We start from the raw sequence: 13,781 nt of genomic DNA, 5'->3' as shown, positions 1-13,781 counted from the left end.
CTCCTGTTCTGTAAGGTATTCTATCACGCCAACCTTGCATTAACCTTGCCGCAACCTTGCATTAACCTTGCAATTTGAAATCCGGCAAAATGACAAAGGCTCCCGCCATAAAGACGGGAACCCGCTTAAATCTCCAAAGGAAAAAGCAACATAAATTCAGTCCCTTTTCCCGGTACGCTTTCAACTGTTATGCTTCCACCCATCTTTTCTACAAGCTGGTGGACAATAGAAAGACCAAGACCGCTGCCTTTCTCAGAGCGTCCTTTATCACACTTATAAAGCCGTTCAAATATGTGTTTCAAATCTTCTTTCTCAATTCCCACTCCATTATCCGCCAGCAACAATTCCATGTTATTTTCCTTCTTTGACAGGACAATTTTGATTTTGTCCGCATGACTGTGAGCAATTACATTTTGAATGAGATTATTGATGATCCTCATATAGCTGTCCATATCCAATCTTACCCGAACAGGCTGTTCAGGAATATCAATGTCATAATCGACCTGTTTATCCTCAAAAATCGGTATCCAGTCGATCAGGATATTTCTTGTCAGCTCTGCGGTCTCAAGACTCTGGATCTCCAAAGCAAACTCGTTGGAATTTAACTTGAACCAGTCAAAGAGCACATCAATATATTCTTTCAGATCATGGGCTTTCCGGCGGGCGGTTTCAATATAATCATCCCGGTCTTTTCCTGTGACCAGTCCTTTGTGTGCAGCGTCAAGATAGCCGATGAGGGTTGTAAGGGGTGTCCGAACATCGTGGGAAAGGCTCGTCATAAGCTGGCGGTTGGTTTCCTCTGTCTGCTGGACAATCGAAAGTCTGCTTTCATAGGACACAACGATCTCATTGATTTCATAGGCAAGAGGTGCTGTCAATTCATTTGTTGCAGACAGAATACGCCGGTTGCCATTTCCATTTTTCACATCAACCAGCGCATCGGTCATTTCTGCGATTTGCTTTTTTACGCGCCGAACGAGAACGATGGAAGTCAGCACAGCCACAACAGCAATCACAATGGACAAGAAAACGATGATTTCCATACCAGCTACACCTCCTTATTAAAGCGGTAGCCAATCCCTTTGACCGTCTGGATATACTTTGGACTGGAAGGATTGACTTCTAATTTTTTACGAAGCCGGCTGATAATCGCCATGATATTGCTGTCATCATAGAAATATTCTTCGCCCCAAACTTCCTCATAAATCTGCTGTTTTGTCAAAATTTTACCTTGATGTTTTGCACAGTACAGGAGCAGATCAAATTCCTTTGGCGGAAGTTCAAAAGTGCCGTTTGCCGTCGTAACAGAACGATTTTCAAGGTCAATCTGCAATCCGTCAAAATCCAGTTTTTGCATGGCTCCGGCTTGCTGATTAAAGCGGGTGTAGCGGCGAATGAGGGACGCAATACGGGCAATCAGTTCGTCCATATCAAACGGTTTTGTCAGATAATCGTCCGCCCCGGCCCGTAAGCCCCGCACTTTAGAAATGCTGTCATTTTTGGATGTAAACATCAAAATCGGCAGGCTGTTCTCTTTACGGATTTCTTCCAGCGTTTCAAAGCCATCCATACCGGGCATCATCACATCCAGCACCACAAGCTGATACTCCTGTTCTTTTAATTTCTGCAAGCCCTCTTTTCCGGTATTACAAAAATCGGCTTCTATATGTTCTGTTTGTACGCTGCGTTTGATCAAAGCGCACAGTTCTCTGTCATCATCTATAATCAAAATTTTATTCATGGTTCAGCTCCTTCCCTTGTTTTGTCCGGCCATCAATCGGCTTCTCTGCGGTTTTAGGGATCAGCCAAACACCAGCCATTTTCACAGCACCGTGGATACGCCCACCGGCACAATAATAATTTACCCTGCGAGGTGTCACGCCCCACTGCCCGGCGGCCTCTTTTAGTGTCATATAGTCCATTTTGTACCTCCATAGGATAGATTATAGTTCTTTATCTCGAATAGTACAAGCTGACTATTGTGATTATGCTTACATAAAGAGCCGCAGATCATCTCCGACCTGCGGCTCCGTTCCTATTAACCTGTTAAGTATGTATCCCGTATTTCGCCGTTTGGATGTCCTCTTCACCATGCAGGATTACTCCGCCGCAGGTCTTTGTGCCCTGTACCATGTAGCCCTCAAAAAAGAAGCTGTAAGGCAGGTAATCATCTGTCAGGACGATGCGTTCGTAGTTGTACCAGTTAAAATGCTGATCCAGAAACTTCCCCAGTTTGTGCCGCAGGATAGGATTCTCCACTACGGCCTTGAGATTTTTCCGGCTGTGAAACTCCAGCTTTGGTCTGCTCTGTTCTGGAATGGACAGCAGCCGCCACCGTGTTCCATCAATGTTTTCTTTCTCACCTGCCGCATATGAGCGGAACGGCTCATAAGGCAGTCTTATTCGCTCGGTATAACCGGAAACGCTGTCTCTGCCAGCATCCTTCAGCCATGTGAAGGAAAACTCCAGCACTTTGGCACCGCCTACGGCATCACACAGCCGCAGTTCTGCATAGGAATGGATATCTTTTGTGATCAAATACTTTTTCTCCTCCAGCCGCTGCAATTCCTTTTTCAAAATAATAAAGTGCTGCGGCGAACAGCCACTTCTGGAACGGGTCTTGAGGGAAATACTATCCCGATCCACATAAACTGTTGTCATTGTCCTATTATTCATAATCCACCTCGTTTCTGTTATGTGCTCCTGCATGATGCATGGCAGTCTGTATGACCAGGAATGGATGCTCTACATACTCCTCTTTTGCCGAGGTATATGCTGCTCCGCCCAGAGAGTCCAGATACTGCCATCCGTTTTTGGATTTTGAGATGTACACATAGAACGGTGCAAGCACATACTCATCCCGTTCATAGCAGCCCAGATACCGTCTTGCAAGTACTGCCACAACACCCAGCTCTGCCGCTTTCTGTGTCGTCAGGGAAACTGCCAGTTTCATTACTTCCTCTTTTTCAATATCATTGAGTCCGAAAGTGTAGATACTCTCCAGGAACAGCACAGGCTTCTCACTGGTGACAGGCTTTCCGCTATCCATGTTCTCCTGCGACAGATCAGCAAAAGAAAAATCGACGGCAGGCGGTTTTTGAAATGCACCTTTTGTCAAGCGGAGACAGGCACGAGCCACCACCGCTTCATCCTTTTTCACAAGGACAATCTTCTTATTAGAGTCAAAGGCAGCTAACAGGCACTCCCTCTGGCTTCCAGTACGGTAAGACAAGCAGGTACTATGAGGAAGTTCACCAAGCCGCAGAGTGTGGTAAAAATCATCCACCTCTTCTGCCCAAAATGCACCTCGCGCCAACGAAAGATTTTTCTTCCAGAAGCTCTCCTGCATCTCGCTGACAGGGTAGCGAATCTCACGCTGCAGGTCACCGGCAAAATATTTGAGTTTATAGAACTGACCCATCAATTCAGCCTGTACGATCCGTCGTAGCGCTTCAACAGCCAGCTCCTGCCCGTCCAGTTCCCCATAGAGAGCGCATACCATAGCCGCGCCGCCCTGCAGTAAAAACTCCGTGACAGTCTCCCGGTTCTGCTCCACAAAATCGTCTGAAAATGCCAGTTTTTCTTTTAGATCCAGCCAGTCTGCATCTGTTGTCAGAATATCCTTGCGCACCTGTTTCCAATCCGTCATTTCCAAAAGAGCCATCATATTATTGAGGGCAAATACCGCATCCGACTCTGTAGTGAAATCCGGTATGAATGCCTGCAGCTGCGTATAGTGTTGCAGCAGCCCCATGGCAATCCGCCGGGTCAGCCCACAGATATGTCCAAATGAACCCCGATACCATTCGCTAAACGGCCTTTCCAGCAGACATTTTCCAAGCTGCTCCAACTCTGCATCTCCTGTATACTGGCTGACCAGATCCCGTTTTATCAGCTGCCGCAGTGTCAGCAAACGCTGATCTATGGAAAGAGGTGTCAGCATAGTGTATAACCGGACATAAACCTCTTTCTGATGCCAAAGCTGATACATTTCCTCAAAGGTGTACTGCTGCCCTTCTTCCAGAAGCGTAAAAAAGCTGTCGCTGCGGTTCACAGAATCGCTGGCTTTCAAATTCTTCAGCGTCAGGGAATTGATGTTACAGTGCTCACAAAAGCCCGGCTCAAACAATAGAGAGTATCGCCCCAAGGACAGGAACACTTCACTGTTCTGATCCACCAATTCCAAAAAATGCTTTTTTCTATGCTCCACCGCATAAATGAGAATTGAAAACTGGAATTGCCGGACAGCATTAAAATCCAGATGGAGCCTGCCGGCATACAGAGCATTCAGATAACTCAGTTGGTTGCATAAAATTTCTTCCCTCCGTTCCTTGCTCAAAGGATGTGGCTGGGAGATAAACCAGTTGAGGTCATATTGTCCGGCATGGTTGTCCAGCCAGAGGTCAAAAAAAGCAGACAAATCCTCTGCGTCATATTCAAATACAGCCAACAGCCGGCGGAATTTTCCCACATCGGTCATTTTCATCCACCGGAGATCTTTCAGGCGTTCTACTGACAGAAACAGCCGCACACCATACCGATAGAGCAAGATGCAGACTCTCTGGAGCGGACGATTCTGTTCCAACAGTTCCAGAGCTTTCCGTTCATTTTGATGCCAGAAAAACAGATACGAGCCAAGAAACGGCTGCCGCATCATATCCCGCTGGTGCTCCGTCAGCATGGAAAGTCCCTTCCACTCCGCAATGGGAAAAGTCTGCAGGTTATCCAATATGACCTGCTCCTCTTCTTCATACATCACAAAGGGAAAATAGTATTTCAGGTATTCAAACCGCAGGGAAGGCAACAGTTCCAATTTCATGACTGCCAGCACCTGCTCTTGGGGATACGCTGTCAGTTTCTCTCCATACCCGTCTGCTGACTCTAAGACTGAAGCAATTTCTTCATCGCCAATCTCCTGCCTGCACAACACACCATAGAGCGCTGCAAAGTTCGGCACCCGAATCAGTTCTTCCTGTATCCGCTTTGTCTTTCGGATGTGCAGCCGTTTCTGTAATTGAAGTGTCTCCACCTGTCCACATGCCTGCTCTATGGCATCCTCTGAAAAGCTGCCTGTAAGCGCCGGGAGCAATCCGTCATCTTTCATTCTGGTCAATAGGGTCAGATGTTTTAATGTATTTCTCATGCTGCTTCACCTCCAATCAGTGTCAGTACCATATTCAAAATCTCATGCCTTGGCCGGGGTTCAGACTTTACCAGTTCACCACACAGTTCAAAAAAGGCATGTGCGCCTTTGGCTTCCATCGTCCGTACACAACCGACAGGCCATTCCACCAGCTTGTCAAACGCCATATTCAGCACCTCGTTCTTCTCGTCCTGATGATAATATCCCCCAATGAATTTAACCAGAGATTCGGCGCTGCCGTTATAAAGTTGCTGCAGCTTTTCCCGTTTCTGTATGGTCCGTTTTTCCTGCTCCAGTCGTTTTTCCTGCTTCTTTCTCTCAGCTTCGGCTCTGCGCTCATCCTCCAACTCTTCCTTGGAATAGAATGTTTCCTTCAGCCGGTTGATTTCATAGCCGTTATACTCGCTGTGGAGCAAAAACTGCCGCAACACCGCTGCCAGCGCTTTTTTATCATAAAGGTGTTGGATCTCCGGTGCTTTTAAGGCACTTAAAACGAAGTCCTCATATTTTTCCGGCTCAGTCTGGAAAACTGAACGCTCCACCCAGTCATAGAGCTGTCGATGCTGCTCTGCAGATAGGAATGAACGGCTGATGTATGTTTTATATTCCCTTCTGCTGTAATACCCCTCACTCCTGACAAAGCATTCGTGAAAGTAAAACCGCTCGCCAAAAATCGTTTGAAGTTGGGAAAAAGTGTACTCAGCCAGTAGCCTCTCTACAAACCGGAAACACCTCCAACTTGAAATTCTCAGGGCATACTCCCGCAGCAGTTTCAGTTGTGGCGCATCTTCACCATCTTGCCGATGCTGCTTGAAAAACTCCCATAGATTGATTTCCTTCTTTTCCACCAGAAAGGCAAATACCCGCCTACCGTTCGTATGCCAACTTCTGAAATATTCTCCATAGTCAGCTCCGGTCAGTTCCTGATATCTGGAAAGCCACTGTTTCAAAGGGATCCTCTGCCTGGAATGCAGCATCTGCAGGGTAAACAACTCCATATAGTTATCCCGCTCCAGTTCCTTCGCCAGATCATCGTACTGAGGATCAAACACATCAAATCGGTACGGAAAATCCTTCTGTATCGTTTGATTCATCCATAACAGTGTTTTCGGTGCTGTGGGGTTCAAACCATATTGAACCGCTTCCCAGAGTCCCTGAAATCCTTCGTACTTGACCGTAAAGCTGTTATAGAACCGAAACAGCCAGCCAAGATACTCATAAAATTCTTCCGAAAGATCCTTTGGAGCATTCAGAAGCATCTGCCCACACGCTGTTGCGATTTTCTCGGCAGTGATGCTCTTGGAACTCAACCGGTCCGGCAGCCTGTCCGCCCATACAGCGAGAGAATTTGCCAAAATGATTTCATCGCAGCGATACCCTGCTTTAGTCAAAACCGAAAATTCGCGGCTGTCGGGCTTCATATTCATATACGGCAGTTTCATTAGCGTGCGCAGCACCAGGTCGGCTTTCCCGCGGTATTTCTTTGCCTGCTCTGCATAGAACCGGATGAACCATTCCAGCACACCAAAATCATATACCAGTGAAAGTGTCCGATTTTGTGTGAATAGATGACTGAGTTGGGTATGCATCACCTCATAGCCGCGTTCCCTATCATCAAATAACGACAGTACAAACAGGGCTTCTTCCGTTCTCGTACACTCCCTTTCTGCCAGTTTCTCCAACAGGGCATGGCGCTGTGCCGCATCTGTTTCCAAAAGATACAGAGCGCCCTGCAGGTACACATCTTCTCCGGCAGACCGCCGCAATTTCTGGAGGAACGCTCCCCGCTGATTGCCCACAAACATATTGTCAGACTGGATCGCACAGGTATTTCCCAGCGCCAGGGCCAGAGCGCGGAGAACTCGGACATCATTGCCCAGTTTTTCCTCAAACCGCTCCAACACCTCGCCAGGATAACGCAGATGATATGGTTCAAAATAGCCGGACACATCCGTTTCCACCTGCCATATCTGCATCGCCCTTGTTTGTCGGTAAGTCCTTCTCGCCGTATCGTCCAGAGAAGTCTGTACTACCAATTCGGCAAAGGCATGGTAAAGCTCCAAATCAATAGCCCTCTGATATACCCGGTAAACCGGTATCCTGTCGATATGCATTAAAATTCCTCCTACTTGAAATCTTCCATAAAAGATATGGGGAGAGAGCCGCAACATGGCTCTCTCCCCATTGATCAACTGACAGCATACCGATGGTATGCTATATTTTCTTACTCAGCGCCGGCCATGCTGAAGAACTCCGCAGGTGACAGCACCGTAACGCCCAAATCCCTGGCCTTGGACAACTTGCTGCCGGCATTTTCGCCGCAGACCAGATAATCCGTCTTCTTGGACACCGAGCTGCCGGCATGGGCGCCCAGTGATTCGATCAGGTCATTGATTCCGTCCCGGGTGTAGGGTTCCACCTTGCCGGTAACTACGATAGTCTTTCCTACAAAGGGATTATCCTGCACCCTGTCTTCGCTGTGTTCTGCCACAGCAGGCTTTTGAATACTCATCATAGTCTGTAACTCCTCCCAAATACAAAAATTATCTTCTACACAGAACCAGTCGTGGATATTGTTATGCAATATCTCCCCGAAATCCGGAAGCTGCCGGAAATCATAGCCGCCATAGACCGCATCCCGAAACTCATCCAAATCATAGTGGAACACACGACCCAATACCTTGCTGGCAGTGTTGCCGATCATAGGGATGTCCATAGAAATCAGATACCGTTCAAAGGTGGTATTCCGGCTCTGCTGGATAGCGTCCCAAAGGCGCTGCCAGGACTTTTCACCAAATCCATCCATGCGGACGATTTCAGCCCGGTAACGATCCAGACGGTAAATATCCAGATAACTATGGATAAATCCCTGACCGATGAATTTTTCCAATGTAGCCTCCGACAGCCCTTCAATGTCCATCGCCTTCTGGCTGACAAAATGGACGAACTTTTTCAGCCGACGTGTCTCGCAGTCAGGGTTATCACAGTACAGCGTCTTGATGATGCGATTCTCGCCATTTTCGCCCTTTCCACTTGATTCATGGATGCGGGTAGGCTGTCCACAGCAGGGACAAACATGGGGAATCGTATCCACCATAGAGAAGCCGCCTCTGTCCAGATTTTCCTCCACGTGGGGGATAATCATGTTTCGTTTGCTTACCAGAATCCGGTTTCCAGCCATCAGTTCCAGATCCTCAATAAAGGACAGGTTGTGCAGACTGGCCCTGCTGACCTCACAGCCATCGATTTCCACCGGCGTAAACACTGCTACCGGAGCAATCTCTCCGGTTCTGCCCGGTGTCCATTCGATGTACTGCAGCAGGCTCTCATGCAGGTCATCTTCAAACTTATAGGCCAGACCGTCCTTATAGTGATGTCCGGTGCGGCCGCAGCTCTGGGCATAGGCGATGTCGTTAAACGAAACCACGATACCGTCAATGGGGATATCTTTGTCAGTGGCATATTGCCGCAGCTGATAGATACCGGCTTCCACATTTTCCAGCGTCAGTTTCTGCTTTGTGACCAGATACTTACAGGGCTGGAACCCCAACGCACGCAATTCCCGTAGCTTATCTGATTTCCGGGTCAGGTGCGGAAAGCCCTCCAGCACACCAAACGGCATGAAAACCAGCCGACGCTCCCGGCATGTCTTGGCATCCATCAGACGGATGGAACCAGCAGCCAGATTGCGGCCGTTTTTATAGGGCTTACCGCTGCTGTCCTGCAGGCTGGTCTTCAGTTCCTCAAAATCACTGGGTCTGATAAAGCCCTCACCCGTCACAACCAGTCTCTCTTTGTAGGTGATGTGGGAAGGGATACCGCTGATGGCTCGGGTGTTATGGGTAATGATCTCCCCTTCGTCACCATCGCCACGGGTAGCCGTCTCCAGAAGTTCTCCATTCTCATAGGTCAACTTTACAGTCAAGCCATCCAGTTTGAGCATCAGCATCACCTGCTGCTCACCCATGAAATTCAGAAGATCCATACTGCTCTTAGTCTTATCCAAAGACAGCAGCGGGATCTCATGTCTGGTTTTCTCCAGCCTGCTCACCGCAGGATAGCCTACTGTCTGGGTTGGCGAATTTGCCATTTGGATTCCCGTTTCCTGTTCCAGCTCTTTCAACTCGTCAAAGAGTCTGTCATAGACCTCATCTGACACGCTGGGAGCGTTGCGGTTATAATACTCATCCCGATAGCGGTTGAGCCGGTCATTCAATTCCCTCTGCTTTTCAAAAATATTCCGTTCCATTATGCTGCCTCCTTTTCAAGTACCCGGAAGGACATAACCAGTTCTTCTTCCGTATGCTTCTGTTCACTGTCGAAAACACTGCAAACACCGTCTGCAAACTGCCAGTGGGCGGCTCTGCCCCACCAAAGGATCGGGCCGCGGCCGCCGTTGCCTCTGTTGGCAGACGCATCCGGCTGATTCGCTACGGTACTATAAAAGCCCTGCGTGTTTACCAGCGTAATGTTCCGTATCTGCCCAATACACTCCGGCCGACAGTGATCCAATATCTCCAACTGTGTCCCTTCCCGAAGTGTCCTGCGCAGCTGATTCAGATTTTTGATCATGCGATTTTCTCCTTTCCCCGCCCCACAGGGCAATCCTGCTGTGCGGTATGAAGCCCATTTCTGCCGGCTGCATACCTGCCAAAATTCAATTCATGGACAATACGCTGAATGGCGTCATCATCATTCCACGCTGCGTGAAGCGTATTCCGCTCTGGCCCGGCTCCCACATGGACACATACCTTTTCACTGCCAACCTGCAGCAGCACATCCTGTCGCCTGGCGCAAACCACTGCCAGATTTCCAATTTGTTTCATGCTCTGCTCCTTCCTTCTTCATCAATGACCGGACGCCCTCAAGGACGCCCGGCCATTCTCATTTTGTCACGCTGCAGCAGCCAATACCGGAGACTGGATGCTATCCGTGTTTTCCATCAGGTCTGCCATCAGCACATCCGCCAAAAGCCTTCCTGCCAAATGACCGGTATGGATGATGACACGATCCTTCTTCAACTGGATAAATTCCTTCTCACGAAGAATCCGGCTTTCCGCAGCCAGCGCCTTGTCGCTTTCTGTCAGCCTGGCAGTAATCACCCGCTGCCACTTCTGCAGAAACTCGGTCGCCTGCTCAATGTCCTTCTTCTGCCGGTCATATTCCGTCCGTTTCTGCCTCACTGTTCCATCCGGCTCCACTTCCAGCGTGTAATAGGCATGGAAAGGATCAGCCGTTTTACGCAGAAACACCACAAAGCTTTCTCGCCGCTCAATCCGGTCCCAGTAGCGGTCACTGCTGCCTGCACAGTGATGGAGCGCACGCCCCTCGGTAATAATGTCCAGAATACCGTCTGGCACCACTACCATGTAATCCGCATCGGCGTACTCATATTTCGCTTTGATTTCCTGACAGATGGCATTAACATGGGGGAATTTCTCCTCCATCTCCTCGGCCTGCAGTTCAATATCCTTCTCCTGACATTTGAGCACCAGATCATCGTGGCGCCGCCGCAGTTTTCTGGTGCGATATACGATCTCATCATATACATTCATGTGCAATTTCTTTGCCATGGAAAGATAATCCTCCCAGGTACGCAGTACCTCATGGCTGTTTCGCCGGAAGGATGGCATCTGACGCCGTACATAGTTATAGACCTGCACCATGCTCATGCGGTCAGCAATGAACTGGACATCCCCAGGCTCAATATCCTGCTGACACATCCACAAAAGGACATTATCCGGGATTTCCCTGCCGATGCCCTTTTCATATTGCAGCCACCGCAGCAGATCACAGCCTCCATTATGGAGTCGAAGTCGCTGAAACCTCCTGCTGTCAAGGCCCAGAGCTTTAATCAGACTCCCGGCACTATGGTTTTTGATTAGTTCGCTGACTGTTCCGCAGGAACTGAAACATTCCTTGGTAAGCTTCGGCAGGTTCACCTTGCTGATCTGTTCCATTTGAGGTATCCGTTCGAGCACAGCCAGATATTTTTCCGGATCAACGCTTTTCTGCTTCCGAATCCAGTTGACGAGCCCTGTGCATCGAAGTTCCTGCTGTTCCAAAGTTGGCAGTGTTTTGCCATAAACCCGTCCATCATGCGAACCAGACCAACTATAAGAACAGGGGCTTCCGGAAATCCAGCGCATATTTCGCTGTTTATACAGACCCCAATAGTAGGTTCTTGGTTTTCTTTCCCGGTCATAAATCGTGCGCCGGATTTCCTGACAATAAAGCTTGGAGTTTGGAAGGCTTTCTTTCCCATATGTCCGGTCAGCCTGAAATTCACGAACTACAAAGCCGTCTTTGCATCGCTGGATCAGGTAGGCAAAATGTTTTTCTGTCTGCATATACCCCGCTCGTCCATAGGCTTTGAATACTACCGGATGCCGGCAGCAAATACAGCGGCCCTGTTGATTGTGATGGGGATGTACTTTGATCGGCACTTCCTTTTCGCAGTAGGTACAGTAACCTGTTTTGGCGCCGCCCTTTTTATAGTGGTAGTAAATGTAATTTTGCCGAATGGCAACCTTATCCACCCAGCGGCTCCAGTCCTTTGGAAGCTCCGGCACCTGTTCCATATCCTTATCCCATGGGTCAGTTTCCCGCCGGTGCCGCTGTTCGAGCTGTTCATCACGCACATCCCGCTGAAACTGCCGGATTGCCTCTACCGCTTTTTTATTGATGTTCAGATATGCCTGTATAGATGTCTCATCTTCATCACTAATCCAGTAGGCTTTGGTATACCAGTATTGCCGCTTCCAGTCCAGTCTGTCCAGCTTGGATTCGCTCCATTTCTGTATCAGGCTGTTATAGGTAATAAACTGCCGATTTTCTTTATCCAGATACACTTCATAGGCCGGATTACTCCCATCCAGGCGAAGATGCTCCGGGAAAAAGAAAGCCACCTTCAATATCCCATCCTGTTTGATACATCTTAGATAGGTATAATACTCACAGACTTCCCGAACATATCCGTAGTCAGTTTTTTCCTTTCTTGGCAGGTCTGAAGTCGCGATTTGCTTCATTTCATCCGTCGCTGTCAGCTTGGGAAGTGCCATCAGGGCTCTTTTTTTCATCTCAATTCACCATCCTCTTTGTCAAATCTACGCTATACCACACATCAGGCAGTAATGTAACGCCGTCAATCCGGCCCACTGCAACCTGTACGATACTTTCCGAATCCGGTGCTTCCTTCGCAAAAGCAAGGATGTCTCCCAGTCTGCCGGTGGCAACGGGGTCTTTACCCCGTACCACCGCATAGCCGCAGTTCGCCATTGCCCGGTTGGCTGCCACATGGGAGCTCCACACCCTGCGCGGATGATCTGCCATGTAGGCCAAACCATGTAAAAACAGCTCCTCTTTGGTGAGCCGCTTAATCACAGTCAGCTCCGTACAGGCGATTTTGGAGTCATGCTCATCTTCATCGATGTCGCCGCCGGCGTTGACAATATAATATTCCGAATGCTCCAGGCTGGAATAATAACTAAGGCAGTCCAGCGGGTCTTCCGCGCAGTGAAATCCATTTTCCCTGCAATTTGCTTTTTCAGTCGTATTGAGCCCCATCACAAACTGATAGCCACGGCATATCAGCCCGGGGCGAAAACCCTTATAAGCAATCATTCTTCATTTTTCCTCCTTTGCCGGCTCAGCCTGCCTTTGCCATCCCAAAATCCAGCAGCGACATCTGCCCATCCTGAGAAGGCTTTTTTTCCTCCTGCTTGGGTGCCGCCTTGGGTTCCGTCTTTTTCTTCTCTGTCACCTTCTTGGGTTTGCTCTTTGCAGAGGACTTCCCAGCATACGGCTTGGGAACAAACTTCTCCTCATCCTCATGGTCTTCCTTGGCATCAGGGTCACGGAAATAATCTTCTGCCCACTGATAGCACATATCATCCGGCACATCGCAGCCATATGTCTGCTGTCCGGGACCAGGGCGGGTTCCGCTTGCTTTTAGTTCATCCTGCACATAATCCCATGCCTTTCGGTTGATGTACTGGAAACAGCGGATCATGTTCTTTTTCGGATGCATCGTCAGACGGGCAAACGCCGTATCTTCCATACAGAGCATCTGGATATGCTCGGACACACATTCCTTCATATTTCGCCGTGTCAGTTTTTCCACATCGGTACTCACCCTCTGGGTAGAGGCCGCGATTACTTCTTCATCACTCATCGCTTCCAGACGGGCGATCTGCTCCTGCTCCGCGGCTTTCTTCGCCTGCTGTTTGGCGTCAAATTCCGCTTTGCGCTGGGCTTCAGCCGCCTCATGCTCCGCACGCTTTTTTTCTTCATCTTCTGCGGCGGGCGGTTGTGCCGAATTCCCCTCCTCAGCAGACTTCTCTTCCCCATCAGACGCTACTTCATCCACAGGTTCTTCCTCTGCATCAGCCGAAGCAGTCTCACCGGCAGGAACCGAAGCAGCCGATACCGTGACAGCGTCTGTACCTACAGGCGGCACAGGCAAAGATTCCATCTCCTCCAGCTCAAAGGCTTCATCATCCTCAAAGGCTGCAGACGAATCGAACATACTGTTTTGCTGCTCCATTGCTATTTCTGAAAAAACACCCATTGTAAAATCTCCTTTCGCAAAAAATGGCATGGAGCAGGCCGTTATGACCCTTTCCATGCCATTGTGTGT

12 protein-coding genes are annotated in these 13,781 nt (G+C 48.9%); all 12 read right to left on the bottom strand.

Features of this window, described 5'->3' with window-relative positions; all coding sequences use genetic code 11:
- Positions 1–125: 125 nt before the first annotated feature.
- Positions 126–1,043 (bottom strand): sensor histidine kinase, encoded by a 918-nt coding sequence (locus LKD37_RS00615; RefSeq protein WP_302927514.1) that lies wholly within the window; start codon positions 1,041–1,043, stop codon positions 126–128.
- Positions 1,044–1,048: 5 nt separating this feature from the next.
- Positions 1,049–1,741 carry a response regulator transcription factor gene (locus tag LKD37_RS00610; protein ID WP_025529724.1) on the bottom strand — a complete coding sequence of 231 codons (693 nt, stop codon included), beginning with the start codon at positions 1,739–1,741 and terminating at the stop codon, positions 1,049–1,051.
- Positions 1,734–1,922 (bottom strand): helix-turn-helix domain-containing protein, encoded by a 189-nt coding sequence (locus LKD37_RS00605; RefSeq protein WP_025529723.1) that lies wholly within the window; start codon positions 1,920–1,922, stop codon positions 1,734–1,736. The genes LKD37_RS00610 and LKD37_RS00605 overlap by 8 nt, the downstream gene beginning before the upstream one ends.
- Positions 1,923–2,046: 124 nt before the next feature.
- A complete protein-coding gene (locus LKD37_RS00600; protein WP_302927513.1) occupies positions 2,047–2,709 on the bottom strand; it encodes a hypothetical protein in 663 nt (220 codons plus the stop codon).
- Entirely contained in the window at positions 2,669–5,143 is a 2,475-nt protein-coding gene (locus LKD37_RS00595; RefSeq protein WP_025529722.1) for a hypothetical protein, read from the bottom strand. Before LKD37_RS00595 ends, LKD37_RS00600 begins: the two co-directional genes overlap by 41 nt.
- Positions 5,140–7,257 carry a hypothetical protein gene (locus LKD37_RS00590; protein ID WP_302927512.1) on the bottom strand — a complete coding sequence of 706 codons (2,118 nt, stop codon included), beginning with the start codon at positions 7,255–7,257 and terminating at the stop codon, positions 5,140–5,142. The genes LKD37_RS00595 and LKD37_RS00590 overlap by 4 nt, the downstream gene beginning before the upstream one ends.
- A gap of 110 nt (positions 7,258–7,367) precedes the next feature.
- A complete protein-coding gene (ligA, locus tag LKD37_RS00585; protein WP_302927511.1) occupies positions 7,368–9,392 on the bottom strand; it encodes an NAD-dependent DNA ligase LigA in 2,025 nt (674 codons plus the stop codon).
- Positions 9,392–9,715 carry a hypothetical protein gene (locus LKD37_RS00580; RefSeq protein ID WP_003501931.1) on the bottom strand — a complete coding sequence of 108 codons (324 nt, stop codon included), beginning with the start codon at positions 9,713–9,715 and terminating at the stop codon, positions 9,392–9,394. Before LKD37_RS00580 ends, ligA begins: the two co-directional genes overlap by 1 nt.
- Positions 9,712–9,969, bottom strand: coding sequence for a hypothetical protein (locus LKD37_RS00575; RefSeq protein ID WP_118560436.1), 258 nt, complete (start codon positions 9,967–9,969; stop codon positions 9,712–9,714). Before LKD37_RS00575 ends, LKD37_RS00580 begins: the two co-directional genes overlap by 4 nt.
- 66 nt (positions 9,970–10,035) lie before the next feature.
- The gene (locus tag LKD37_RS00570; RefSeq protein ID WP_215725526.1) at positions 10,036–12,222 is read right to left on the bottom strand and encodes a PcfJ domain-containing protein; all 2,187 of its coding nucleotides are present in this window, start codon (positions 12,220–12,222) and stop codon (positions 10,036–10,038) included.
- 1 nt (position 12,223) lies between these two features.
- Positions 12,224–12,766 carry a DUF7666 domain-containing protein gene (locus LKD37_RS00565; RefSeq protein WP_006874378.1) on the bottom strand — a complete coding sequence of 181 codons (543 nt, stop codon included), beginning with the start codon at positions 12,764–12,766 and terminating at the stop codon, positions 12,224–12,226.
- A gap of 25 nt (positions 12,767–12,791) precedes the next feature.
- The gene (locus LKD37_RS00560; RefSeq protein WP_302927510.1) at positions 12,792–13,742 is read right to left on the bottom strand and encodes a Cas9 inhibitor AcrIIA9 family protein; all 951 of its coding nucleotides are present in this window, start codon (positions 13,740–13,742) and stop codon (positions 12,792–12,794) included.
- Positions 13,743–13,781 lie beyond the last annotated feature (39 nt).

Source organism: Brotocaccenecus cirricatena, from assembly GCF_020687045.1.
Taxonomy (GTDB): Bacteria; Bacillota; Clostridia; order Oscillospirales; family Oscillospiraceae; genus Vescimonas; species Vescimonas cirricatena.
The sequence above is the reverse complement of the archived record's forward strand: the minus strand, read 5'-3'. Positions and strand labels throughout refer to the sequence as shown.